At 69.3% G+C, this 21,917-nt stretch carries 20 protein-coding genes and 2 pseudogenes; 13 read left to right on the top strand and 9 right to left on the bottom strand.

The genetic code is table 11. The features are described 5' to 3' along the window. Positions 1–130: 130 nt before the first annotated feature. The 5 genes from H4W80_RS35915 to H4W80_RS35935 all read left to right on the top strand — a co-directional run bounded on the left by H4W80_RS35915 (position 131) and on the right by H4W80_RS35935 (position 4,968). Positions 131–1,699, top strand: a complete 1,569-nt coding sequence (locus tag H4W80_RS35915) for a trypsin-like serine protease (RefSeq protein WP_192789125.1) — start codon at positions 131–133, stop codon at positions 1,697–1,699. Between the two features lie 118 nt (positions 1,700–1,817). Next, entirely contained in the window at positions 1,818–2,579 is a 762-nt protein-coding gene (locus H4W80_RS35920) for a class I SAM-dependent methyltransferase (protein ID WP_192789126.1), read from the top strand. Between the two features lie 229 nt (positions 2,580–2,808). Then, positions 2,809–2,997 (top strand): hypothetical protein, encoded by a 189-nt coding sequence (locus tag H4W80_RS35925; protein WP_192789127.1) that lies wholly within the window; start codon positions 2,809–2,811, stop codon positions 2,995–2,997. Positions 2,998–3,109: 112 nt separating this feature from the next. Then, on the top strand, positions 3,110–4,135 hold the full coding sequence (locus H4W80_RS35930) for an ATP-binding cassette domain-containing protein (RefSeq protein WP_192789128.1): 1,026 nt from the start codon (positions 3,110–3,112) through the stop codon (positions 4,133–4,135). After that, positions 4,132–4,968, top strand: coding sequence for an ABC transporter permease (locus tag H4W80_RS35935; RefSeq protein ID WP_192789129.1), 837 nt, complete (start codon positions 4,132–4,134; stop codon positions 4,966–4,968). The genes H4W80_RS35930 and H4W80_RS35935 overlap by 4 nt, the downstream gene beginning before the upstream one ends. Before the next feature lie 2,043 nt (positions 4,969–7,011). On the opposite strand, the pseudogene H4W80_RS61470 reads toward H4W80_RS35935, so the two are convergent. The 5 genes and pseudogenes from H4W80_RS61470 to H4W80_RS35960 form a co-directional block, all read right to left on the bottom strand. Continuing rightward, positions 7,012–7,887: pseudogene (locus H4W80_RS61470) on the bottom strand (BTAD domain-containing putative transcriptional regulator); the annotation flags it as partial. 277 nt (positions 7,888–8,164) lie between these two features. After that, complete coding sequence (locus H4W80_RS35945) at positions 8,165–8,833, bottom strand: hypothetical protein (protein WP_192789130.1); 669 nt, start codon at positions 8,831–8,833, stop codon at positions 8,165–8,167. Positions 8,834–8,874: 41 nt separating this feature from the next. Then, complete coding sequence (locus H4W80_RS35950; RefSeq protein WP_192789131.1) at positions 8,875–9,981, bottom strand: CU044_5270 family protein; 1,107 nt, start codon at positions 9,979–9,981, stop codon at positions 8,875–8,877. Beyond that, positions 9,981–10,568, bottom strand: a complete 588-nt coding sequence (locus tag H4W80_RS35955) for an RNA polymerase sigma factor (RefSeq protein WP_192789132.1) — start codon at positions 10,566–10,568, stop codon at positions 9,981–9,983. The genes H4W80_RS35950 and H4W80_RS35955 overlap by 1 nt, the downstream gene beginning before the upstream one ends. A 64-nt stretch (positions 10,569–10,632) precedes the next feature. Further along, positions 10,633–11,064 (bottom strand): DUF3995 domain-containing protein, encoded by a 432-nt coding sequence (locus tag H4W80_RS35960; RefSeq protein ID WP_192789133.1) that lies wholly within the window; start codon positions 11,062–11,064, stop codon positions 10,633–10,635. 117 nt (positions 11,065–11,181) lie between these two features. On the opposite strand from H4W80_RS35960, the gene H4W80_RS35965 reads away from it, so the two are divergent. The 4 genes from H4W80_RS35965 (at position 11,182) to H4W80_RS35980 (ending at position 13,668) form a co-directional block, all read left to right on the top strand. Next, complete coding sequence (locus tag H4W80_RS35965; protein WP_225963846.1) at positions 11,182–11,595, top strand: hypothetical protein; 414 nt, start codon at positions 11,182–11,184, stop codon at positions 11,593–11,595. Continuing rightward, positions 11,592–12,074 (top strand): RNA polymerase sigma factor, encoded by a 483-nt coding sequence (locus H4W80_RS35970; RefSeq protein ID WP_192789135.1) that lies wholly within the window; start codon positions 11,592–11,594, stop codon positions 12,072–12,074. Before H4W80_RS35965 ends, H4W80_RS35970 begins: the two co-directional genes overlap by 4 nt. 60 nt (positions 12,075–12,134) lie before the next feature. After that, positions 12,135–13,073: an alpha/beta fold hydrolase gene (locus tag H4W80_RS35975; RefSeq protein WP_192789136.1), complete on the top strand. Its 939-nt coding sequence runs from the start codon at positions 12,135–12,137 to the stop codon at positions 13,071–13,073. Positions 13,074–13,140: 67 nt separating this feature from the next. Further along, positions 13,141–13,668 carry an NUDIX hydrolase gene (locus H4W80_RS35980; RefSeq protein WP_192789137.1) on the top strand — a complete coding sequence of 176 codons (528 nt, stop codon included), beginning with the start codon at positions 13,141–13,143 and terminating at the stop codon, positions 13,666–13,668. A 15-nt stretch (positions 13,669–13,683) separates the two neighbouring features. On the opposite strand, the gene H4W80_RS35985 is transcribed toward H4W80_RS35980, so the two are convergent. Both H4W80_RS35985 and H4W80_RS35990 read right to left on the bottom strand, forming a co-directional pair. Next, complete coding sequence (locus tag H4W80_RS35985) at positions 13,684–15,693, bottom strand: DEAD/DEAH box helicase (RefSeq protein ID WP_225963847.1); 2,010 nt, start codon at positions 15,691–15,693, stop codon at positions 13,684–13,686. A 125-nt stretch (positions 15,694–15,818) separates the two neighbouring features. After that, on the bottom strand, positions 15,819–16,418 hold the full coding sequence (locus H4W80_RS35990; RefSeq protein ID WP_225965631.1) for a transposase: 600 nt from the start codon (positions 16,416–16,418) through the stop codon (positions 15,819–15,821). Between H4W80_RS35990 and H4W80_RS35995 the strand changes: the two genes are divergently transcribed. From H4W80_RS35995 to H4W80_RS36005, 3 genes are all read left to right on the top strand, one after another. Next, positions 16,308–16,562 carry a hypothetical protein gene (locus tag H4W80_RS35995; protein WP_192789140.1) on the top strand — a complete coding sequence of 85 codons (255 nt, stop codon included), beginning with the start codon at positions 16,308–16,310 and terminating at the stop codon, positions 16,560–16,562. The genes H4W80_RS35990 and H4W80_RS35995 overlap by 111 nt on opposite strands. Before the next feature lie 223 nt (positions 16,563–16,785). After that, a complete protein-coding gene (locus tag H4W80_RS36000) occupies positions 16,786–17,217 on the top strand; it encodes a hypothetical protein (protein WP_225963848.1) in 432 nt (143 codons plus the stop codon). 432 nt (positions 17,218–17,649) lie between these two features. Continuing rightward, positions 17,650–18,264, top strand: coding sequence for a hypothetical protein (locus tag H4W80_RS36005; protein WP_192789141.1), 615 nt, complete (start codon positions 17,650–17,652; stop codon positions 18,262–18,264). A 282-nt stretch (positions 18,265–18,546) separates the two neighbouring features. Here H4W80_RS36005 and H4W80_RS36010 read toward each other — a convergent pair whose 3' ends face one another. Further along, on the bottom strand, positions 18,547–19,506 hold the full coding sequence (locus H4W80_RS36010; protein WP_192789142.1) for a GntR family transcriptional regulator: 960 nt from the start codon (positions 19,504–19,506) through the stop codon (positions 18,547–18,549). Positions 19,507–19,756: 250 nt separating this feature from the next. On the opposite strand from H4W80_RS36010, the gene H4W80_RS36015 reads away from it, so the two are divergent. Continuing rightward, positions 19,757–20,722 carry a hypothetical protein gene (locus H4W80_RS36015; protein ID WP_192789143.1) on the top strand — a complete coding sequence of 322 codons (966 nt, stop codon included), beginning with the start codon at positions 19,757–19,759 and terminating at the stop codon, positions 20,720–20,722. Positions 20,723–21,449: 727 nt separating this feature from the next. Here the strand turns inward: H4W80_RS36015 and H4W80_RS36020 are convergent. Then, positions 21,450–21,779, bottom strand: a pseudogene (locus H4W80_RS36020) (transposase); the annotation flags it as partial. Positions 21,780–21,917 lie beyond the last annotated feature (138 nt).

The following is a 21,917-nucleotide window of genomic DNA, read 5'->3' on the forward strand; positions in this document are numbered from 1 at the left end:
GGCTGACACACGCCCGATACGTATCCAAGCGGCCACGGACACACGGCCGCGACAGCGCGGACACCCGCACCGCGCAGGGTGGCTGACGTGCGCCACCGAGGCCTCCCGATCGCCCACCGAAAGGGAAACCATGCCCAATTCACCCCGCTTCGCAGTACGTTTTCGTTCCCTTCTCGTCGTTCCCATAGGACTGGCCGCGCTGGCTGCGACCGCCACTCCGGCCTTCGCCCTGCGCGGCGGCGTCGAGTCGGTGCGGCCGTACTCGTTCATGGGCTCGTTGCAGCGCGCCGAATCCCCGCGCGCGGACGGCCATGTCTGCGGGGTCACACTGATCGCGCCGCAGTGGGTGGTCACCGCGAGCCACTGCGCCCGCACGCCCAATCAGGCTCAGGTCGGCACCCCTCGGGGCTGGCGGGTGCGCATCGGCTCACTGAGTGTGACCTCCGGCGGTGAGTCGGCCGAGGTCGACAGGTTCTATCGGTACTCCACCGAGGTCTACGGTAAGGATCTCGCGCTCCTGCACCTGCGCACTCCGGTTCGGGCGAAGCCGGCGCGGATCGTAGCGACCACGCCGGGCGACCACACCCCCGCCCGCATCATCGGCTGGGGCGTGACCTGCGACGAGCGAGAGCCGAAGTGCTACCCGGACCGCCTGCGCGAGGCCGACACCGTGGTGCAGCCGGACGCGGAGTGTGCGGTGAGCGGTATCACCGGCAAGCGTGAGCTGTGCGTGGGCAGCCTGGACGGAAGCGTCTCGGCCACCAACATGGACTCCGGCGGCCCGGCGCTGGTCCGCCGCGATGGCAGCTGGCTGCTGGCCGGGGCGGTCAGCGGCAGCAACGGCAACGACACGGCGACGGTGTACAGCGACGTGTCGGTGTATCGGAAGTGGATCCGAGGCATCGTCACGGGCATCGCGGTTCCGCCGGAACCTCACATGCCGTCCCTTGAGGGTGCCGTGCAGTTCGGCGGCTGTTCCGGCGCCGTGGTCCGCACCGCGGCCGCCCGGGCGCAGGATCCGGCTCTGCTCCTCACGAACGGCCACTGCGTCCAGGGCGCCCGCCCCGCGCCGGGATCGGCGCTGGTCGACCAGCCGGCCACCCAGCCGGTCACGATCACCGACCGCGAGGGCTACCCCAAGGTCGAGGCCAGAACGACCCGGCTGGTCTACGCCACCATGACCGGCACCGACGTCGCCCTGTACCGCCTGGACCGGACGTACGCGGAGCTGGCCGCCGCCGATGCCAAGGTCTTCGACCTCACCAGAACCCCGGTCGCGGCCGGTGACCGGGTGGATCTGCTGTCCGGCACCTGGGGCCGCCGCTGGAGCTGCACGGTGAAGGCAGTGGTGCCGAGACTGCGCGAGGGCGGGTACGAGCAGGAGAACGCGGTGAGGTACTCCAGTGCCTGCGAGCCGGGGCACGGCGCCTCGGGGTCGCCGCTCATCGCCCCGGACGGGCGGACCGTGGTCGGGCTGCACAACACGAGCAACGACGAGGGGAAGAGCTGCACGGAGAACAATCCGTGCGAGGTCGACCCGGCCGGCCAGGTGACGGTGCGCAAGGGCGCCCATTATGGGCAGCAGGTCGCGGCCGTACCCGCCTGCCTGACGCCCGGCTCGGTGCTGGACCTGTCCCGCCCGGACTGCACGCTACCCGCGCCCGGCCGCCCGGCGCCCGGAACAACGAAAGCCGGGTAGCACCCGTCACCGCGCCGCAGAGCTTGCGGCATGACGCGGCACTGCATATCGTGCCGATGTATCAGGTCGATATATCGGGCCGACGGTTCCCCGTGGCCCGACTGGCGCGGGAGCTGCGATGAGGCGGATCGACTACGACACCGAGCAGTACCAGGACTACGCGCGTGGCCGCGCGCTCTCCGAGCAGCAGTTGCAGACCTGGATCAGCGCCTTCCAGGCGGTGCTGCCCGAGCGGCGTCCGCTGGCGGGGCTGGACGTCGGCTCCGGGACCGGCAGGTACACCCCCGCGCTGGCGCGAACGTTCGGGCCGGTCACCGGCGTCGAGCCGTCGGTCCGCATGCGCGAGATAGCGCAGGCGCAGTCCCGGCATCCCGAGGTGCGGTATGTGGCAGGTTCCGCCGAGGATCTGCCGGTGCCCTCCGGCAGCGCCGACTACGCTCTCATGTTCCTGTCCTGGCACCACGTCCAGGACAAGCCGCGGGCGGTCCGGGAGCTGGCCAGGGTGATCAGGCCCGCCGGGCGGCTGCTGCTGCGCGCGAATTTCAGCGACCACCATCCCAGGCCGTGGTGGCTGGAGCACTTCCCCCGCGGCTTCGAGGCGGACGCCTCGCTGTTTCAGCCGCTGCACGAGGTCATCGAGATGTTCACGTCGGCCGGCTGGCGCGTCGCCGGCTTCGGCACGGTCACCGAGCCGTCCTACGGCACCCGCGCCGACATGCTCGAACGCCTGCGCCTGCGCACCCTCTCGTTCTTCGCCCAGCTCAGTCCCGACGAGCTGGCGGCCGGCTTCGACCGCCTGGAGCAGGCCGTGGCCGCGGATCCCGACGCGCCGGCGCCCGTGTTCTCCGAGCCGCTGCTCACGCTCGAACGCTGCCGGTAGGCCGCGGGCCCGATGTAGGGCAAGGGCGGCGGCGGGATGCCGTACCTGTACGGGCAGATCCTCGATCCCGGCCGAGCCGGCGACGCTGTCCGCGCTGCTCAAGAAGGGCACGACGGCCGGGAACAAGGTCACCGGAAAGATCACCTTCACGGATCTGGCCAAGGTCTCGCCATGGTTCTCCCGCTCGGAGGTCCGCTCCTGGCCCGGCAGCACGGAGGTCGAATACACGATGACGCTGACCTCGGCCGGCCTGGTCAGCAAGCTGTGGAGTTCGTTCACGGCCAAGGGCGTCCCGAACGACTACTCCGAATACGAGAGCAGCACCTTCATCGTCGACACCCGCTACACCGGCTGGGGAAGCAAGGTGTCGGTCAAGGCGCCGAATCCCAAGACCGTGACCGACAAGCAGTTCGGCTGAACGACGCCGGGTTCGGGGGCCGCGGACATCGAGGCGTCGGCGGCACCGCCCGTGACGGCCAGTGAAACCCGGCCGAGGGTGCCGTGAAACCGGCACCGCCGAAAGTGAAGCCATGAGCATCACAGAACTCGGACGTACCGAGGGCGGACCCGCCCTCGGCCGGGCCGCCGAACTGGCCGTACGCGCGCAGGGGCTGGTGAAGACGTTCGGCGAGCACCGCGCCGTCGACGGGATCGACCTGGAGGTACGCCCCGGCGAGATCTTCGGCGTCCTCGGCCCGAACGGCGCCGGCAAGACCACCACGATACGGATGCTGGCCACCCTGCTGACGATCGACGCGGGCCGCGCCGAGATCTTCGGCGTGGACGTGGCCGGCAACCCGCACGTGATCCGCCAACTGGTCGGCGTCACCGGACAGTACGCGTCGGTCGACGAGAACCTGACGGCCCGCGAGAACCTCTGGCTCTTCAGCCGCCTGCAGGGCATCGCCGCCCCGCGCGCCCGGCGCATCGCCACCGAACTGCTGGGCCAGTTCGGCCTGGAGGAGGCCGCCGACAAGGCGATCGCGCACTTCTCCGGGGGCATGCGCCGGCGCCTCGACCTGGCGGCCAGCCTGATCACCAGGCCACCGCTGATCTTCCTCGACGAGCCGACCACCGGTCTCGATCCGCGCACCCGCGGCCAGATGTGGGACACCATCCGCGGCCTGGTCGCCGACGGCTGCACGGTGCTGCTGACCACGCAATACCTGGACGAGGCCGATCAGCTCGCCGATCGGGTCGCCGTCATCGACCATGGCCGCAAGGTCGCCGAGGGCACGCCCGACGAGCTGAAGACCCAGGTCGGCAACTCCACGCTCCAGTTGCTGCTCGCCGACCCGGGCGAGGTGCCCGCCGCCGTGGAGGTCGTACGGCGCGTCCTCGGCGAGGACCCGGTGCTCAGCCCGGAGCAGGGCCGCCTCAACGTCGCCCTCGACCAGGCCGACCTGGCCGCGGACGTACTGATCGCGCTGCGCACCGCCGGGGTGTCGATCTCCTCGGTGAGCGTGGCCAAGCCCAGCCTGGACGAGGTGTTCCTGGCCCTCACCGGCCACGAGACCGATGGGGACGACGAGACCGGCACGAAGGAGAACCGATGAGCACCGTGATCGCACCCGCCCGCGAGGCGGTACGGGCCGCCGACCGGGTGGCGGCCGCCCGGCGTCGCGTCTCCACGGGGGAGACGATCGGCCAGACCCTGACGATGGCATGGCGGGCGGTCAAGAAGATGCGCCGCAACCCGGAGCAGTTCTTCGACGTGACGTTGCAGCCCATCCTGTTCACCGCGATGTTCGCCTTCATCTTCGGCGGCGCCATCGCCGGTGACGTGGAGAGCTACCTCCCCCTGATGATCCCCGGCATCCTCGCCCAGACCGTGCTGACGACGTGCATGGCCACGGGCACGCAACTGCGCGAGGACCTGGAGAAGGGCGTCTTCGACCGGTTCAAGTCGTTGCCGATCGCCCGGATCGCGCCGCTCGCCGGCCCCATGGTGGCCGACCTGCTGCGCTACGCGATCGCGGCCACTCTGACCTTCGGCATGGGTCTGGTGATGGGCTACCGCCCGGGAGGTGGAGCGGGCGGCGTGCTCGCCGCGATCCTGCTGGCGATCTTCACGGGCTGGTCGCTGGCGTGGGTTTTCACCTGGGTCGGCACCATCGCCCGCAGTGCCCAGGCGGTGCAGGGCATCTCAATGATGATCTTGTTCCCGCTGACGTTCCTGTCGAACGCGTTCGTCCCCGTCGAGACCCTGCCCGGCTGGCTGGCCGCGTTCGTCCGGTTCAACCCGGTCTCACACCTGGTCACGGCCACCCGCGACCTCGCCAACAGCGGCCTCGTCAGCGGAGAGGTGGCCTGGACGCTGCTGGCGTGCCTGATCGTCATCGTGATCTTCGCGCCGCTGTCGGTACGCAGCTACAAGCGGCACATGTGACGTGCGCCCGTCGCGGCCGGAGACCCGCTCGACGAGACCGCGCGCCTCGTCGAGCAGGTCGGAGCCGCGCCGATCGCCGTACTCGGCCCGCACGGCGGCGATCATCCCGGGCGCGGCCCGCTCCGCGTGCGGTTCGATCCGCTCGAAGGCCATGCTGGGCATGCTGGTGTTGTACGCGAACCGTTCGGCCAGCACCAGCAGCCCGATCGCGTCGCGGGGGGCCAGGGCTTCGCGCAACAGCCCCCACGCGCCGAGCGCGAAGAGTCTCGAGCCCAACAGCGGATAGTCGAGGATCGGGTTGTCCGCGGCCAGCAGGTCGTAGCCCCGGACGGCGGAGAACAGCTCCTCGCCGTACCGGGCGTCCTCCGGCGGGGCGTGGTACGCGTACGCCGTCAGAGTGACCGACTCCGCCATGATCGCCCACGGCGTGGTCTCCGCGCGCAGCACCCCGGGCAGACGCAGGTTGTGCGCCCGCTGAACGGCCAGGCGGTACTCCGCGAGCGCGGCGGCCGTCCTGCCGCGGGCGAGGGCGAGCTCGGCCGCGCACAAAGAGGCCATCGCCACCCCGCCGAGCACGGTCTCGTTGTCGTTGATCCGGATGATCTCGGCGAGTTCGGCCTCCGCGGTGTCGAGGGCGCCGTCGGCGAGAGCGGAGATCAGCAGCAGCGCGCGGAGCTGAACCTCGTCGTCGGCGGCGCCGATCCGGCTCAGCACCGGGATGGCGGTGCGCGCGTGTCCGACCGCCCGCCGCCGGTCGCCGCGCTGCATGACCAGGTGGGCCAGCATGGCGTGCATGATCGCGGCGAACCATGGCCCCTCGTCCTCGCGGAGCAGCGTCAGGGTCCGTTCGGCGGCCTCGATCGCCCCGGTGACGTCTCCCATGTTCTCCAGGACCTGGGCGCTCATCTGCGTCGCCACCAGAACCACGTCACGGTCGGTGCTCCGCGACAACTCCTCCAGCCGGCGACACACGTCGGCGATGTCGTCGGCCTCGCACGCGAGCAGCACCGTGGCCATCGCCCTCAGCAGGGGATCCGTCGCGTCACCGGTGGGCAGCGCACGGAGGAGGTCGCGCATCGGACCGCTGCCGCGGTCGGTGAAGTTCAGGCTGTTCATGAGCGTGATCAGCATGGCGGCCCTGGCCACCTCGACGAGCTGCGGCGGCGGCAGCCAGCCGCTGACCACCTGGGCGATCGCGTCCCGGTGAACGAGAATCCGGGAGTGGTCGCCGCGGATCGACCACAGCGCGCCGATGCCGGCCAGCAACTGGACCGTCGTGACGGGATCGGGCTCGCCGAGAGCCTGCCGGAGCAGATCGGCGAGGTTGCTCTCTTCCGCGTGCAACGCGTCGGCCGCCGCGAACTGCGTCGGGCCGAACAACCTGGAGCCGTGTTCGAGGGCGTACGCCGTCGCCCAGGCCCGCTGCGCCGCCCGAGCGGACACCTCTTCGCCGGCCTCCTTCAGCCGCATCCGCCCGAACTCCCTGACGGTCTCCAGCATCCGGTAGCGCAGGCCGTACGCCGTCTCGCGGACGTTCAGCATCGACTGCTCGGTCAGCGCGTTCACCACGTGCAGGGCGTCCGGGCCCAGCACGTGCTCGGCCGCGGCCAGCGTGAATCCGTCGCCGAACAGCGACATCCACCGCAACGCCAGCCGTTCCGGCTCGTCCAGCAGGTTCCACGACCACTCGATGACCGCGAGCAGCGTCTGGTGCCGGTCGGGGGCCGTGCGGTTGCCGCCGCGCAGCAGGGCGAACCGGTCCGCCAGGCGCCGGGCGATCTCCTCCACCGACATCACCCGTACCTTGGCCGCCGCCAGCTCGATCGCGAGCGGCAGCCCGTCGAGGCGGGCGACGATCTCCTCGACCACTTCCTCGTCGATCCGCACCCCCGGGCGCGCGGCCGTGGCGCGCTGGCGGAACAGCTCCACCGCGTCGCCCGTGGGCAGCTCGCCGAGCGGGTAGACCCGTTCGGCGGGGATCGACAAGGGGGCGCGCGAGGTCGTGAGCACCCGCAGGTCGCGGGTCGTCACGGTCAGGAACGCCACCAGCTCGGCGACGGCCTCGATCACGTGCTCGCAGTTGTCCAGGATCAGCAGCGCCGGAGCCTGATCGAGATGCTGGGCGATCCGGGCGCGAACGTCCGAGCGCTGCTCGGCGGTCAGGATCCGGCGCCCGCTGACCGAATCCCGGACCCCGAGCGCCGAGCCCACCTCGCCCACCACGCCCTCCGGCGAGGACACGCCGACGAGCTCGACGAAGTGGGCGACGGGCTGCGCGGCGTCCCGGCCGACGACATGAGCCAGCCGCGTCTTGCCCAGCCCGCCGGGGCCGATGATGGAGACCACCCGGTTGGTCTGCACCAGGGCGTGCACCGCACGGATGTCGCCATCGCGGCCGAGCAACGAAGAGCCGTCGAACAGGACGCCCGCACGCACCGGCCGGTCCGCGACGAGGAGCTCGGCGTACACGCGGGCGAGCTCAGGCCCTGGTTCGGTGCCGAGCCGCGCCACCAGGCCCGCGCGATAGCGTTCGTAGCGCTCCAGAGCGGCGGCGGCGCCTCGTACGGCGGCCTCGCTCCGCAGCAGGCAGGCCAGCAGCTCCTCGTCGTGCGGCCCATCGGCCGCGGCCTCCTCCAGCAGCGGCAGCGCCGCCTCGTGAGCGCCGCTCCGGCCCCGCGCGATCGCCGCCACCCGCCGGGCCTCGGCCGCCCACCTCGCCGCCAGGCCTCTCAGCTCGGCGAGCGCGCCCGTGGCGCCGTCCGAGCCGCCGGCCACGAGACCCATGGCCTCTTCCGCGCGGCCACGCGCGAGCGCCACGTCGTCCTCGCCCAGCGCGGCCCGCGCCTCCTTCACCAGCGCGCCGACCAGCAGCGCGTCCACCTGATCGGCGGCCAGCCCAAGCCGGTAACCACGTGGCATCCGCACCACGACCTCGGCACTGGTCGCCGCCCTGGTCCGCGAGACGACCACCTGCAGCGCCTTCGTCGGGTTGGCCGGCGCCTCGTCGGGCCACAGCTCCTCGACCAGGCGCTCGTCACTGACCCCCGCACGCCCGTGCAGGGCGAGCACGGACAGCAGGGTGTGCGCACGGTCGCCGACCACGCGCACACCACGCCAGCGGACGCCGTCGAGCAGGACCAGAGCGGGGGACACACCCTCAGCTTACGGACGAGTCAGCCGCGAGCGGCGTGACCGCTCAGTCCGAAGTGGCCGGGTCGCGGAAGAGGAAGGCGTTCGAGCGATCCGTGTGCAGGTAGTGCTGGAACCGCGTGGCCTTCGCCTGGGCTGTCCTGTCGGCGGCGACGACCGTGAGGAGGACGTATTTCCCGGTCGCGGTCACCCGCCGCTTGCCGTAGACGTACTTGTCGAGCATCTTGTCGCGGCGCCACTTCACCGCCCCCGAGGAGTTCGCCAGGCGCACGGCCGCGGCCTTGGCCGCCTTCGCGGTGGGGAAGGACATGATGACCTGCACCGCCGTGAGATGCCCTCGGTAGGCCGTATAGGCCAGTTGAACGGCGTGCTCACACCTGTTCCTGGCCAGCACGCCGTTCCTGTCCACCGGCGCGCAGGAGTCGTACGTCCAGCCGCCCACCTTCTCGGCCTTGAACGTGACGCTGCCCAGCCGGAAGTTCCAGTCGCCGTATCCGTCGGCGTCGATCGGCGGCTTCGGGCGCTCGCTCTTGCTGGGGCTCGGCTCCTTAGGTTCCGGGGCCGGGGAAGCCGCGGCGGTGCTCGGGTCGGGGGCCCTGAGGTACCTGTACACGCTGAACGTGAAGCCGCCCGGCAGAAGCACCGCCAGGATCACGACCAGGGCAGAAACCACACCGGGGTAGTCCCGCGGGCCGGGCTGCCGAGGGTGTCCCATGCGTCAATTGTGCTGTATGTGCCAGCGGCCCGCTGATCAAGTCAGCAGAACAGCGGCTTGCCGGCATCCTTCGGAACCTTCGGCATGGAGTCGACGACCTTCACGGTCATCACTGCCGAACTGGCGCCCGGAGTCTCCCTGACCTGTCCGCCCTCCTGCTGCCCGATCCAGCTCCGGTAGCCGAGGAACCGGTAGGTGCCCGGCTCGAAGATGAGCTCCCCACGTTCCCAGCCGCCGGGGTTCTCAAGCTTGAGCGAGGCGCCCACCCCGTGCCGTCCGGCGGGGTCGGTGAGGCCCGGGACGATGGTCACGGTCGGCAGCTTCGACAGCGCGCCGAAGACCGTGGCCCTGGTCCGGGAGGAGGTGAGCGGGTCCTGCGCCAGTTGGAGCAACGAGCTCGCGACGACCTTCTCGACCCGCATGCCGATCTCGTCCGCGCCCAGGTTCGTCTCCCCTCGTCTGCGCTGGTCCGACCGGACGAACGTCTCCGCGCCCTGGCGGATCTTCGCCAGAACCCGATCAGGATCGGAGGGAAGATCGGCGGCCTGGAACGGCAGGCGCAGGGAGCGCCCGCCGCACTGCCCCGCGCGCTGGTACTCCACCGTTCCGGGAGACTGCACGTGCTCAGGGCGCCGCCCGCTGATGACGTGGATCTGCCCGTACGTCGAGCGCGTCAGGGCCTTGCCGGGATCCCCGGCGGGCATCCATACCTCTTGGCGCACGTCCTGGGTGTACTCGCCCTCGGAACCGAAGGCGAACGTGACGTTCTTCCGGTCGACGTAGAGGAACTCCCCCGGCCCGGGCCGCGCATCCTCCCGCGCCGCGACCGTGGCCGCATGCCGGAGCAGCTCGGCGGCGCTGGCCGGAGGGGTCCCGAACGGAGCGGAGTCGTGACCGCCACGCACCATGAACAGTCCCGCGGTCACCGCCGCCGCCAGGCCCACGGCCGCGCCGGCCCTCATCGCCCACCAGCCGGCCGGCAACCCGCGAAGAGGCCGCCGCCGTGGCCGCGCCGGCTGACGGTGGCCGCTCCCGGTCCGCTCGGCCTCGATCTCCTCGGCCACCAGCACCCATGCGCGCGCGGTCACCTCGGGCGCGGGTCCGGGCAGGCTGTCGTGGTGGTCCTTGATCGCTTCGAGTTCGTTCATCACAGCGCCTCCCCGGCGGGACCGATGATCTTGCGGAGCTTCTTGCGGGCGCGGTTGAGACGTGATCCCACCGTTCCCTGAGGAATGCCGAGAGCCTCGGCCACCTCCTCGTAGCTGAGTTGGGCGCAGGCGACCAGCAGCAGGACGTCCCTGTCCCCGGCCGAGAGCCGGGCGAGACCGGCGGCCAGCCGCGGTTGCATGACCGCCGCGGCGACCCGCTGCACCACGCGCTCGTCGTGACTGGCGATCTCCGGGACATCGGCGCTTCTGGCCAGTGCCCGATACCTGCGCGCCTCACCGCGACGGTGCTCGGCGACCAGGTTGGAGGCGATGCCGAACAGCCAGGGCCGGGCGCTGGGGCAGGTCAGGTCGAACCGGTCCCGGCTCCGGAAGGCGCGCAGAAAGGTCTCTGCGGCGAGGTCATCCGCGGCCGACTCGCCCAGGCGCAGGTGAACATAGCGGTGGATGGCTGCGAAATATCGATCGAAGACGGCGCCGAAGCGATCAGGGTGACGCCACGACGCCTCTATCACTTGCGCGTCGGTGCCCTCGCTGGGAGGCGCCGAGTCTTTGGGGGGAGCTGTCATGCAGGCCGGCCTTTCAGGCGGTTACCTCGGAACACCTCTAGTTCGGCGAACCCCCGATTCCTCTTCACGGTCCATCACGCCGGCTGAGCGCCCGCATGAGCACGGCACCGGTCGCGAACGCCAGCACCACGCACAACGGGGTGTAGAGCAGCAGGTTGAGCCAGTAGAACGGGGTGCCGGTGTCCGTGCCCAGCCCGAAGGCCCATGCGAGGCCGAGCTCCGCGCGCGCGAGCAGCCCGGCGCCCAGAGCCAGAGTGACCGCCTTGACGAGCCGGCCGCCCCGCCCGAGGGAGACGGCGATCGTCGAGAGGGCGGCGACGGTGAGCACGACGATCAGGGGCACCAGGACGCGCGCCGTGAAGGGCGTGTCGAAGTTGAGCACCGCCAGGGAGAGCGCTCGCGGGTCCGCGGCCGGCCGTACCAGCCAGAAGAGGTGGAGAAACGCGTCGAGCAGCAGGACGGCGGCGACGAAGGCCGCCGGGAGTGAGATTCTCATGCCCGGCAGGAGGAGCGGAAATCGCCGGTGGTTCCATGGAACCTTCTTCACGGTCGACGCCTCTGGATGGATATGACTTGGCCTGTTGCTGATCTGGACCCGGTACGGAGGCTGCAGGTGCTCGCCTCCGCCATCCCCGGGGCGTCCATGGCGGAACGCGTCATCGCCGCCCCCTTCGAGGACGTCTGGGCCGTGGTGAGCGCCCTGGAAGAGGAGTTCGGCACCTTCGAGCCGGATATGCGACACCTGACCATCGTGTCCGGGCGGGGGAGCGAGCGCCTGGTGGCCAAGGCGCGCAGCAGGTACGGCATGCGCGCGAGGTTCGACGTCGAGCTGCGGCCCGGCTGGTGCTGGATGCAGAGCAGGTTCCTGATCGTCGGCGTCGCGGCGGCAGCCGTACCGGGAGGAACCCTGGTCGCCCAGACGGGAGGAGTCCGCGTTCCCGGCCGGGCGGCGCTGGTGCCCCTGGGCGTGCGGGCCGCGGGAGAGAAGGCCCTGGCCAGGCTCGAGGCGAGGGTCGTACGTCGATGAGCGCCGACCTGGTGCGCGCCGCGCAGGGCGGCGACACGATGGCCATGAACGACCTGCTGAGCGAGCTCACGCCCTACCTCGGCCGGATCTGCGGGCCCATCGCCCTCGACAACGGTCCCGACGCCGTCCAGGAGGCGCTGATCTCGATCTTCCGGAACCTGGGGAGCCTGCGCGATCCGCCGGCGTTCCGCGGCTGGGCCCGGGCGATAGCCGTACGGGAGGCGGTCAGGATCGCCAGGCGGCAGCACCACGCGGTGGAGCTCGCCGAACTGCCGTCGAGGCAGGACGTCGAGAGCGCGGTGGACATCCGCGACGTGCTCGAGCGGCTGTCACCCGAACATCGGGCGGTGCTCGTCCTGCGTGACCTGGAGGGGCTGCCGGAGGAGGAGGCCGCACGGCTCCTGCACGTACCGGAGGGGACGGTCAAGTCGCGCCTGCACCGCGCCCGCCGGAGCTTCCGCAAAGCCTGGCAGTCGTGAGGAACCTCGTGAGGCTCGTTCGCCTCCTTCTGGTGGAATCCCACAGAACGGAGAGCACCCATGAGACCTCGTACACTCGCGGTCCTGAGCCTGATCCTCACCCTGGCCGTCGGCGCCGTTCTTTACGGCGCGTACGGCTACCGCCCCGCGGTGGCCGGCTACCGGCCGCCGGCGAACGCGCGCTTCCTCGACACCCCACTCGCCCGTTTCCACTACGTCAAGGAGGGCTCCGGCACACCCGTCGTGCTGCTGTCGCCCGGGGCTTCCTGGACGTACGGCTGGCGGCGCCAGGTGCCGGAGCTCGCCCGCACCCACACGGTCTACGTGGTGGACCTCCCCGGCCAGGGATTCACCCGGCTGAAGGACCGCGCCTTCACCTGGGACCTGAGGGGGATGACCACGGCGATCGGCGTGTTCCTGAACGCGGCGGGCATCCAGCGTCCCGCGCTCGGCGGGCTGTCGTGGAGCGGAGGCTGGGCCCTGGCCTACGCCCAGCGCCACCCCGAACGCGTCAGCAGCCTGCTCCTGCTGGCCCCCTCCGGCGCCGCCACCCGCGATACGTGGGTGTACGAACTCATGAAGTACCCGGTCGTCGGGGAGCTGTGGAACAACTGGTACTACGCCGACCGGGCCAGCTCCCGCGCCGCGCTCGACCGGATCCACGTCAACCGCGGCAGGATCCTCGAGGAGGACGTCGACGCGTTCTGGGCACCCGGCACCTTCCCCGACAACCTGGAGAGCCAGGTCCTGCTCGAACGCGGCCTGGACTGGCGTGAAACCCTGGCCGCCATGCCGTCCACCACCACGCCCACCTTGGTGATCTGGGGCCGCCAGGACACCGTCAACCCGGTGCGGCAGGCCCAGGAGTACGCTCGCCGGATGCCCGCCGTACGGGTGCGCGAACTCGACGGCTGCGGCCACGCGCTGACCACCGACTGCCCGGAGCAGGTCGCGCGGCTGATGGCGGACTACCTGGCTTCAGGGCCTGCATCTTCATGATCTCCAGCACGCCACGCGCGACGCAGACCAGGAGAAGATCGCTTACCAGCGCCTTATGATCTCGTTCATGCGCGAAAGGATCTCCCGGTCAACCGCTCGCGTGCTGCTGGTAGATGACGTCGATCGGCTCCTGGTCTACCGCGGGCTGCTGCTTCAGGTTGAGGATCCTTTCTACGCCTGGTTCACCCCCGGGGGCGCCGTCGATCCTGGTGAAGACCTGCATCAGGCCGCCGCACGCGAGCTTCGAGAGGAACTGGGGCATGTCATCGCTCCCTCGGCTCTCGGACCGGTCGTCGCGATCAGTTCGGGAACGTGGTCACTGGGCGGTGAGACGTTCAGCTCAGTGGATTCCTACTTCTTCCTTCGCGTCAGTGGACTGGAGGTGGATACCTCCGGCATGGATGACGAGGAACGGCGGGTGACTGACCGTTTCGAGTGGTGGACGGTTTCGCAGCTGAGATCGGCGGCCGAGCTTGTCGTACCGATGGGCTTGGCCGCGCTGATGGAGCTCCTGCTGCCGGGGGATCTTCCAGGTCAGCCCGTCACGCTGCCGTGGCATTTGCCGGCTGCGGGTGCGGCGGCAACGCCTGGATGACGGCTGACCCCTGCATTACGCAAGATCATTAGTATTGGGGACCGCGGGTTTCGCGGTGGTGAGGCGTTGCCGTTCCTCCCTGACGATCCGGTCGGCCAGCTTTTCGTCGGAGATGTCGACGGCGTCGGGGGTTGACTCGGCGAGGTGGCTGCGTCTGGCGTAGGCGTCGAACAACTTGGCCTTACCGTGCATGATCTCTATCAGGCGTTCGTCCATGCTGTCGGGTGTGAGCAGGCGGTGTACCTGCACGCGCCGTACTTGCCCCATGCGGTGCGCGCGGGCCACGGCTTGGCTTTCCAAAGTCGGCTTGACCTGGGGCTCACAGATGATCACGACGGATGCCGCCTGGAGGTTGAGCCCTACCCCGCCCGTCTGGATCTGCGCGAGCAGCACCGCGTGACCTTGAGCCGCCGTGAACGCGTCGACCACCTCCTGGCGGCGTCCCGGTTCCAGGTCGCCGCTGAGTGGCCCATGAACCGGAGAATCGATGGCGTGGCCGACGGCGGCGAGCACGTCGCGGAAGTAGGAGAACACGACGACCTTGAGCTCGGCGTGAGCCGCCTTGTCGACCAGCTCGCGCAGCCGTTCCAGCTTGGCGGACTCCTCGGGTACCGCGTAGGCCGCGCGGCGCATCGCCATGAACTTGCCCGACTTCACCGCGTCCCGGTAAGCGGCGGCGTCGGCCGAGCTGAATTCCTCCCACTCGTCCATATGGACCAGATCGGGCAGCTCCGTGACCACGTCCTTCTGGTTGCGTCGCAGGTAGACGGGCGCGACGGCGCGGCGGAACTCCTGTGCCCGATCGGTCGTCTCACCCAGCTCGACCTGGCCGAACAACCCGGGCTGGAGGTGGTCCACGAGGGCGCGGAACTCCTCTAGGCGGTTTTCCATCGGTGTGCCGGTCATGAACAGCACCGTGCCGACCTCCTGGCACCATCTGGCGACGGCCTTGGAGCGGCGGGTCTGCGGGTTCTTCACGTAGTGCGCCTCGTCGACGACGAGCATCCCCACCTGTGGCACGGTGTTCAACGTGTGAAGCGCGTCGAACGTGGTGACCGCGACTCCGCCGCGTTCGAGCCACGCGACGTGGGCCAAGGGGCGCTCGTCGCCATGGAGCCGATAGGCCTTGAGGGAACTGCGGGTTTCGATCTCGCGCAGCCAGTTGATCAGCACGCTGGCCGGGCAGACCACCAGAGAATGCGTCGTGCCCCGCGCATGCAAGTGTGCCAGAGCGGCGATCGCCTGGATCGTCTTGCCCAGGCCCATGTCGTCACCGAGGATCACCCGGCGCTGGGCGAGCGCGAACCGGGCGCCGAACGCCTGGTAGCCGCGCAGCGAGACCCGCCGCAGGGTGTCGTCGAGCTCTTGCCCTCTGACCCGCTCAGCCAGATCGTCGGGCAGGAAGCCCTCGGCGGCGGCCCGATCCGACGGCGCCAGGGCCGAGAGCTCCGCCAGCAGGTTGTAGTAGTCGGCCGCGCGGATTTCGAAATCGATCCACGCCAGCGTCCCATCCGGCGACGGGCGCAGCAGGTCCGTGGTGGCCTGGGTGATGAGCAGCCTTGTCTCGGTCTCATCGGCGAGCAGGCCGGCGATCTGCTCCGCGGCCTGCGCCGCGCGGGTGCGGCGGCGGCTTCCGGACAGGATCCTGCGTAACCAGCCGCTGATGGGGCGGGCCTGGGGGATCAACTCGTTCAGCCGCCGTACGACCGCCCCGGCCGTGCGGCGGGCGCGCGGCAGTTCGGGCCCGACGGCGACCAGCCGGTACAGCGCGACGAGCAGCCGGGTGGTTTCGGCATCCCGGTTGTCGACGTCGATGTGGGCAGTGCAGGACTGCCTCGTGGCTCGCGCAATGCTCTCGGCTGCTCGTTGCGCCTGCCATCGGGTCTGCTGCCCGACCCCGGGCAGTTTCTGCAGCTCGTACGGCGTCGCCTCCAGCACGCTGAGCACAGTGGTGTAGCCGGCCTCCTGCAGCGCTCCGATCCGCAGCCGGCCACCAGCGACGTCCTTCAGCCGAGACACCGGCATGGCGCCGAGTTCCGCCCTGGCTTGCCGCCCGCGGAGCGGTTCAAGGGCGGCACGGACGTCTGCGACCGCTCGTTCGTGTTCGGCGACCAGGTCTCGCGCGTCGCTCAGCAGCCGCCGTGCGCGCCCTAACAGGCCCCGGACATCCCTGGCAGACGGTGATCCCATAGGCCCGAAAGTATCTCCCAAGCCTGGCCATGCTCTTCAGGGAAGGTACGCAGTGTCGTGCAGGCGCCGTAGACCTCGTCGCCGGCGACGAAATCCAAGCACACGCCGTCGGACCAGGCGTCGGCGGGCAGATCGCTGGCCGGCTCGCCCTTGGTGGCGAACCTTGGCTCCAAGGGCAGGCCGGTGGTTGATCGCCTTAACAGGGCGCTGATCTGCTCGGCGGGAATCCATTGCCGCGAGCCGATCAGCATGCGCCCCGCGCCGGCGCGGATGTAGCCCAGGTGGACGAGGTTGATGCCGTTGTCGATGCTGCCCACGCAGTCCATGTGCTGACGCTTGATGCCGGCCGTGGCTGTGCCCCTATTCTCCTGACCGGGCTCATCCAACGATCCCACGCTCAGACTGGTCGGCTGAGCAGCGGGTCCAGGTGGGAGACGGCGGAGCGGCGGATGGCGCTCATCGCTCCCACGGTGTCCCAGCCGGCGCTGGGTGGCATCAGGGCTGGACTGGCCCACCTGGTCAGCGATCGTCCAGCCGTTGCGTTTGGGCAGGCCGGCCATCACCGCGCGGACGTACTTGGTGGCCAGTGCATTCGCCGCCTGGAATGCTCTCTGTCCCAGCCCGCACGACTCCCTCTGGACAACTCACACATCCACCTGATCGACTTCGTCAATCTGATCGCAGCGAGCCGAGAAATGACCTGACGAGCCCATGACCCTCATTACCCTGCGGCAAGCCGCCGTCCGTTTCGAGCTCTCCCACGACGCTCTACGGAGAATCGCGGCGGCTGGTCTGCTCCCTGAGGCCGGTCAACACGGCGACAAGCTCGTCATCTCTACGGACGTGGCGCAACGAATACGAGCTCGTTCCGCTGTAGCGCTACATCACCTCCTGCCAACGACAACGGGCACCGCCACGATGGCAGTATTGCGCGTCGACGCGGCGAAGCCCGTCCCGAATGAAGATCGGCCCTTCATCGGCTTTCACGCCGAACTGACACCTGAAGACCTGCTAGAGGCGCTGCGCGGATGGTGGGTGGGCAGGCCGGAAAAGATCGCCCAGGCTGGCATTCTCCCGGTGACGCTCGGCGGCTTCGTCGTCGCCGTACTGACGGGGCTTAGCAGCTGGGACACGAAACTGACCGACAATGGCCGGATCCGCCATCGTTTCGACGCGAGACTCGCCGGCTACATCAGCGACCTCAGCACGCCTATCAACATGATCACGATCGGCACAGCCGACGACCTGCGGATCGCCGAGCTCCTTCTCGGCAAGCGACTCACATCCACGGCCGGCGGCCCGATCGCCTACGTGACCGTAGCCGCTCATCAACCAGCATCCGGGATGAGCGGCCACTGATCCCATGGCAGCCTGACGCGCCGGTGCAGCCAGCCTGCGTCAAGGCTCTCAAGGAGCTCTCACAGCGCTACGGCTTCCCGATCGGCAGGAGCGGAGCGAGCGTGCAGGGAACGGTTGAGGCTGTAGCTGTACTTTCAGCTGTACAAGATCGAAAAGGCCATTTCCCGGTCATGGGAAGTGGCCTTTGACCCAGAGTGGAGCAGCAGTCCGCGAGTGACCGTGAGTACTCCCTGTTGCCCACCCTTAATGGCCCGCTAATGGCCCGGCGATCACGCGTTGCACTGCCACCAAGAGCGGTGCGACCCTGACGGGCATGTACGACACTCCTCCGAAGCGAGCGCTTTTCACTGTGGGATCGCTCAGGGGGGACATCGCCCGGCGCAGGATCGAACTCGCCCTGGCCGAAGACGAGCCTGAAGGCGGCGGTGGACGATGACCGGGGACAGCGCGGGATGGTCGTTCGCCTCCGCGAGGGGACCGGCCCGATTCGCCGCCGCTGAACATCGCCGCTCCCCCGAAGCGGAGCATGCGATGGGAGCCCACGCCACGCTATGCGGCATCCCAGCAAAACAGATCGTGGCCTACCGGCACCACTTCAGGATCAGCGGTGCCCGAGCTTGCCCGCGCTGCAGCGAACGGGCTGCGGCCGCGCCCACCGTTACCTGCGGGCAAGAGCGCCTGCATGACAAGGTCCTGACCGCCGTACCCAGCCCGTTGCGGACCCGGCTCCTCAACGCACTGCGGAACGGCGCCCCGATCGCCATCTGGATCAACGGGCCGGCGGACGGAGTCGCCGTTTATGCACACCTCGACCACATCACCGACGGCGCCGAAGCCGTGAAGGACCTGCTCGCCACCCATGACCCCATCGGCGTCGCACGAGTCGCCCAGCCCTCCGGCGAATTCATCGTCCTGCTGCCGCAGCACACGGACCCGGTCATCGCCTGGGCCAACCGGCCTGTCACATGGTGGCGCACCTTGGTGCGTGGAGTGACATCTGTTGCCAGCGCGATTGTCGGGAAGACCGCAGCGGGCACCAAACAGTGATCAATGGGTCTTCCTCCGGGGCATGGACGCGGCGGGCTTGCCCCGCCATGGGCTCGCTTGTGCACGGTCCACGTAGGCCAGCCGACTGACCACCGACTGCCCGGAGCAGGTCGCGCGGCTGATGGCGGACTACCTGGCTTCAGGGCCCGAATCTCCATGATCCCCGGCACACCGGGAACACCCTCGCGGCTCGATCCAGCTCGAGCCCTGGCGGACCTCAAGGCCCGTACGGGGGCATGACGGCAACCGAGCACCACTGGCCCGGATCGAGAGCATGATTCGTCATGACCGCGTTCGGCCTTGGTCCTCCACCAGGGCGGCGAAACCGTCGAGATGGCGGGCGAGCCCGTATTCAAACAGACCGTTCAGGTCCGACGCCGTTTCCTCCGGAATCGCGGCCAGCAGAGGAAATCGTCCGCTGTCGAGGAGTTCGTCAGTTCGCTTGCGCTGTGCCACCCACCATCGGTCGAGCGTCACACCGGTCTCCTGCTCCGCTTCGACCTCATCCGCCATGGACAGAGCAACGGTGAGGACCAGTGCGTGCAGCGTGAGCGCCTCTTGGATCCGGATCTCCATAGGCAGCCCGAGCCCGTCGAGTGCGCGCAGGGTCCACTCGGTGTGCTCCATCATGTTGGGCACGAGCGACGGGCGAGTGAACGAGATGGCCCTGGGCAGCCAGAGGTGTCGCCGGCACAGCTCCCATTGCCTGCGGGAGATCAGTTCGAGCTTGGCACGCCACCCCTCCGGCCCAGGGATGGGCAGATCCGTCTCGCTGAAGGTCTCGTCGACCATCTGCGTCACCAGTTCGTCTTTGTTCGCCACATGCCGGTACAGGGACATCGGACCGACGTCGAGCTCGGCCGCCAGGCGTCGCATGGAGACGGCGTCGAGTCCCTCGGCGTCGGCGATGGCGATGGCGGTACGGAGAACCTGCTTCCGGTTCAGCTTGGTGATTCCGCCCTGTCGCGGCTTCAGTGGCGTGCTCGGGCCGGTCGGCTGCGGCCGGCTCGCGCGTGCGCTGACCACGGTGCCGGAACCGACCTTCGCCTCGACGAGCCCCTCGTCGCGGAGCGTCGCCATCACCTTGGTCGCGGTGGCGACCGCGACGCCCCATCGCTGGGCGATCTGCCGGATGGACGGCATCCGCTCGCCGGACCGCAGGTCGCCGGTCAGGATCCGGGCACGGATCTCCGCGACGATCCGCCGGTATGGCGGATCCGGTCGCTGAGGTGATGACGCCATGGGAGCCCCCGATTCGTCGGTGAGGTCGCTACTTACGAGATGGTGTACTAGTTCACTCACTACAGTACTAGTTCACTTTATCAGCCTTAATAGCACGATAATCCGGCTTTTATCTGGCGGCTCGCTACTCTGTACGCATGACACTTGATACACCGTACGCATCGATGTGGCAGGCAGGTGCCGCATGAGCCGGTCGGGGGACCCGATGTCCATCTCCTTCGCCGAAGTGCGGTCGTGGCACCGACCGTTGATGATCATGGTGGCGGCGATGTCCGCGCTCGTGGTCGTCGCGATCTTCGGCCTCCTCGCAGACGGTCGCGAGCTCATGCAGCAGTCGATCTGGGTGAAGCCGTTGAAGTTCGGGGTGTCGTTCGTCATCCATGGCGCGACGCTCGCCTGGTTGTTGCCGAAGCTTCGCAAGGCAAGGCGCACGATGTGGACTCTCGGGACACTCCTGGCCGTCGCCGGGCTGGTCGACGTCGGTTTCATCGCGGTGCAGGCCGCTCGCGGCACCTACAGCCACTTCAACACCGGCACGGACGCGTTCAACGAGATCGGGCAGGTGGTCTTCTCCGCGGGCGTGGTCGCGTTGTTCGCGGCGAACCTGCTCATCGCCGTCATGCTGCTGTTCCAGCGGATGGGTGAAACGGCACTCACCTGGGTACTGCGTGCCGGGATCGGGCTGGCCGTCATGGGCATGGGGTTGGCGTCCTTCATGGTCGGAACGGCCATGAGGAAGCCCCGGATGGTCGAGGATGCCTATGGCAACCCGGTCCCGCTGGTAGGGGGACACGGGGTGGGAGTGCCCGACGGCGACGGCATGCCGATCACGAACTGGAGCATCGTGGGTGGCGACCTGCGCGTTCCGCACTTCATCAGCCTGCACTCCATCCAGGTGTTCGTGCTCGCGGTGGTGGTTCTCACCGCCCTCGCGGCCCGGATCAGCTGGCTGCGCAGCGAACGCGTGCGCGCCCAGCTGACCGGCGTCGTCATCCTGGGCTACGCCGCGCTGTTCATCATCACGGCGTGGCAGGCGCTGCGAGGTCAGTCGCTGATCCACCCCGACACGGCCACGTGGATCGCGCTCGCGGCGTCGGTTGTCGTGACCGCGCTGCTGGCAGTTCTGGCCATCTCGGCGGCCCGCCGTAGCGAGATGGCGCCCGCCGGGCCACGGGCCCGCGCCCAACGCGACCGGCGTGCACCAGCTGTCCGGTAGCCCTCACCCAACCCAACAGGCCGAAAGACGTGGGTGGTGCCCGGCGAGATGACTTTCGGGGAGTTTTGCCGAAGCGGAAGGCTTTCGCCCCTCGGAATCAAACATCGCCAGCCGGCCGCCTGCCTCCTCGGCCAGGCGCTGGACCGGGATGGCCGTCCACAGGCTGTGCAGGACCGTCGCGCCGACGAACCCGCCGCCGCTTCAGCGCCGCCCAACCCGTCCTTGACTGCTTCGCGGACGGCCGGCAGGTCACCGCTGGCAGTACGCCGTCGTGGGCCGCCTGATCAGCACCTGGCCGAGGCCACCCCACCGCAGTGGGCCGGCGTGCCCTGGCCGGGCCGGACGCGCTTACACCGCAGCCCTTAGCGCCATGAAAGGGCGAAGCAGGGGCGCGAGAGTCGCCCGGATGTGTCCCATCCCCAAATCGCCCTGATTCGCGCGAAAATGTTCTGGAGCTATAGAAGGCCACTTCCCGATCACGGGTAGTGGCCTTCGACCTGTAGCGGACCTTTCCGACCCGAAGACAGCTGACCGGCTGGCCGCCAAACTCGGCAAGCATCCCGGGGCTTGGTCGATCGCGGCGTACGGCGCCCCGGCCACGCCAACGGTTTCATCCACGGATTAAGGGCTATTTCTCAGGACCTTCCGGCCCGGGCACCGAAACCGACCTTGCTGAAGCTCACGACGCGGATGGTCTCGGGACCAATTGGAGCGTATGGACGTGCCCCGCAGTGAGGACGTCCTCGCCCAGGTGCATCCCAGCAGCGTCGTGGTGAGCGCGCGCGGTGGTGGAGTCGATGCTGACCAGGGACAGGTCCACCTCACCCCGCTTCGCCGCTTCCGCGATCAGGCCCTCCAGCAGGGCCTCGAAGAGGCCCGTGTCACGCCACTGCCGGAAGCGGTTGTGGACGGTCGACCAGGCACCGAACTCCTGCGGCAGCTCCCGCCACTGTCCGCCGGTCTTGAACCGCCAGATCACACCCTCGAACTGCTGCCGTAACCGCTCGGGATGCGGGCCGTACTTGCCGATCGGCAGCGAATCCCACAGATTGATCAGGACTCGGTAGGCACCCCACTCGGTCGGCTCCTGCGTCACCGAGAATTGATCAAGGGTCCGGACCTCGCAGTGCCTGATCCGTCCGGTCTCCGGCGCTGGTTGCCCTCGTGGGCACCGGTGGAGCTTGCCTACTGTGTC

This window comes from Nonomuraea angiospora (assembly GCF_014873145.1).
In the GTDB taxonomy this organism is placed as follows: domain Bacteria; phylum Actinomycetota; class Actinomycetes; order Streptosporangiales; family Streptosporangiaceae; genus Nonomuraea; species Nonomuraea angiospora.

Excerpts from the sequence above, each read along its gene's own strand:
- H4W80_RS35970 (WP_192789135.1), top strand. The coding sequence starts at position 11,592 with ATGAGCGCCGACCTGGTGCGCGCCGCGCAGGGCGGCGACACGATGGCC.
- H4W80_RS35925 (WP_192789127.1), top strand. The coding sequence starts at position 2,809 with ATGACGCTGACCTCGGCCGGCCTGGTCAGCAAGCTGTGGAGTTCGTTC.
- H4W80_RS35920 (WP_192789126.1), top strand. The coding sequence starts at position 1,818 with ATGAGGCGGATCGACTACGACACCGAGCAGTACCAGGACTACGCGCGT.
- H4W80_RS35985 (WP_225963847.1), bottom strand. The coding sequence starts at position 15,693 with ATGCCGGTGTCTCGGCTGAAGGACGTCGCTGGTGGCCGGCTGCGGATC.
- H4W80_RS35950 (WP_192789131.1), bottom strand. The coding sequence starts at position 9,981 with ATGAACGAACTCGAAGCGATCAAGGACCACCACGACAGCCTGCCCGGA.
- H4W80_RS35935 (WP_192789129.1), top strand. The coding sequence starts at position 4,132 with ATGAGCACCGTGATCGCACCCGCCCGCGAGGCGGTACGGGCCGCCGAC.
- H4W80_RS36005 (WP_192789141.1), top strand. The coding sequence starts at position 17,650 with ATGACCGGGGACAGCGCGGGATGGTCGTTCGCCTCCGCGAGGGGACCG.
- H4W80_RS35990 (WP_225965631.1), bottom strand. The coding sequence starts at position 16,418 with ATGGCCGGCCTGCCCAAACGCAACGGCTGGACGATCGCTGACCAGGTG.
- H4W80_RS35980 (WP_192789137.1), top strand. The coding sequence starts at position 13,141 with ATGCGCGAAAGGATCTCCCGGTCAACCGCTCGCGTGCTGCTGGTAGAT.
- H4W80_RS35960 (WP_192789133.1), bottom strand. The coding sequence starts at position 11,064 with ATGAGAATCTCACTCCCGGCGGCCTTCGTCGCCGCCGTCCTGCTGCTC.
- H4W80_RS35955 (WP_192789132.1), bottom strand. The coding sequence starts at position 10,568 with ATGACAGCTCCCCCCAAAGACTCGGCGCCTCCCAGCGAGGGCACCGAC.
- H4W80_RS35975 (WP_192789136.1), top strand. The coding sequence starts at position 12,135 with ATGAGACCTCGTACACTCGCGGTCCTGAGCCTGATCCTCACCCTGGCC.
- H4W80_RS36015 (WP_192789143.1), top strand. The coding sequence starts at position 19,757 with ATGATCATGGTGGCGGCGATGTCCGCGCTCGTGGTCGTCGCGATCTTC.
- H4W80_RS35995 (WP_192789140.1), top strand. The coding sequence starts at position 16,308 with ATGGCGCTCATCGCTCCCACGGTGTCCCAGCCGGCGCTGGGTGGCATC.
- H4W80_RS35945 (WP_192789130.1), bottom strand. The coding sequence starts at position 8,833 with ATGGGACACCCTCGGCAGCCCGGCCCGCGGGACTACCCCGGTGTGGTT.
- H4W80_RS36010 (WP_192789142.1), bottom strand. The coding sequence starts at position 19,506 with ATGGCGTCATCACCTCAGCGACCGGATCCGCCATACCGGCGGATCGTC.
- H4W80_RS35930 (WP_192789128.1), top strand. The coding sequence starts at position 3,110 with ATGAGCATCACAGAACTCGGACGTACCGAGGGCGGACCCGCCCTCGGC.
- H4W80_RS35915 (WP_192789125.1), top strand. The coding sequence starts at position 131 with ATGCCCAATTCACCCCGCTTCGCAGTACGTTTTCGTTCCCTTCTCGTC.